General features: G+C 55.0%; 1 protein-coding gene. It reads left to right on the top strand.

Going from position 1 to position 1,592, the window contains the following annotated elements; genetic code table 11:
• On the top strand, positions 1–1,592 hold a 1,592-nt coding region (locus tag AB4043_RS24885), incomplete at both ends, for a TonB-dependent receptor domain-containing protein (protein WP_442308446.1).

Raw genomic sequence — 1,592 nt, 5'->3', positions numbered from 1 at the left:
CCAACAACTTTACCGATGCTCGTCCGCAGAGCGGCTACAGCGACAATGCAGTCGGCAAAGTGGATTGGAACATCAACTCGAAACAGACACTCTCGGTACGTGCTTTTATCGGTTCGGGCCGTCAGTTGGGTAACGCCGGTGTCAATATCTGGGAGTATTATCAGGTCGCTCCGGATCACGTTCACAACTACGCCATCACGCACAACTGGATGCTGTCGAATCATCTCTCGAATCAGGCTCTGGTCGGTATCAACTACTTCGGACAGACCTTCAACGACAATGTTCACAACCAGAACATTCCTGCCCTGGGCCTGAACACTGGCGTTACCAATTCATCCCTTTTCGGCGCTCCCAGCATCACTATCACTAACTTCGATCAGGTCGGTGTTACACCCCCATTGGGCCGTCAGGACTACACGGGGCATATCACTGACACGGCGACGTTGGTCTGGGGTAAGCACCAGTTCCGTTTCGGTGGTGAGTTCCGCCGGAACTATATGAACCTGCTCTATCAGCGCAACGTTCGTGGTGTCTTCTCCTACAATGGAACCGCTTCGGGTACGCTGAATGCCAACACGAAGGGTGATTACTCTACAGATAGCTCCCTTGAGTCCGCTGCATCGGACTTCTCGGTTCGCTCGCTCGCTGACTTCCTGGCCGGTTATGCCGCCAGCGGCAGCATCGTTCGCGGCGTTTTGCAGCGTGATGTTTTCGTCAATCAGTGGGATATCTTCGCCCAGGATCAGTATCAGATCAGCCCAGCCCTGACGCTGAATTATGGCGTCCGTTGGGATTACTCCGGACCGGTCTATTCAACGAACGGCACCTTCTCTAACTTCAATCCGAACGCCACCAACGGTTACTCGATCGTCGGTCAGGACATCTCCACGTTGTATCCGCGCCGCTATACCAATGTTTCGCCTCGCTTTGGCTTCAGCTCGAAGCTGACGGACAAGCTGGTAGTTCGTGGAACATACGGCCTGTTTTTCGATCTGCCTAACCTGAACGGTTTCTTCGACAACCGTCCCGGCAATGGCGCTTCGGTTGGTGTCCAGGCAAATAACGCTGGTCCGAATCCTGTGTTTACCGTCTCGAATTCGTCTCCATTCCGCATCGTTACCAACACGGATCCATTGCCGAGCTCCCCGAGCGCTGGTGCAGTCTTCGGCGTCTCTACGGTCTCGCAGAACTTCAAAAACGCTTACCTGCAGAACTTCAACCTGAACACCGAGTACCAGTTGAGCCGCAACACTGTCTTGCAGGTCGGCTACGTTGGTTCGGTGGGCCGTCACCTGTTCAACCTGCGCGACATCAACCAGGCGGCGCAGAATACGGGCAAGAGCACGGTCCAGAGCACCCGTCCGTACTACTCGAAGTTCCCAACGTTTGCTGCTATCAACCAGTATGAATCGAGCGCCGGGTCGAACTACAACTCGCTTCAGGGATCGATCCGTACCAGCGGATTCCATGGCATCACGGCGCAGGGGTCGTATACCTACGGTCACAGCTTCGACAATGTCTCCGGAACCCGCGGTTTTGCTCCGCAGGATTCACGTAACCTCGCCGCCGAATACAGCAGCGCGGACTTCGAT

Origin of the sequence: Terriglobus sp. YAF25 (assembly GCF_052113305.1) — a bacterium.
Classification (GTDB): Bacteria; Acidobacteriota; Terriglobia; order Terriglobales; family Acidobacteriaceae; genus Terriglobus.
The sequence above is the reverse complement of the archived record's forward strand: the minus strand, read 5'-3'. Positions and strand labels throughout refer to the sequence as shown.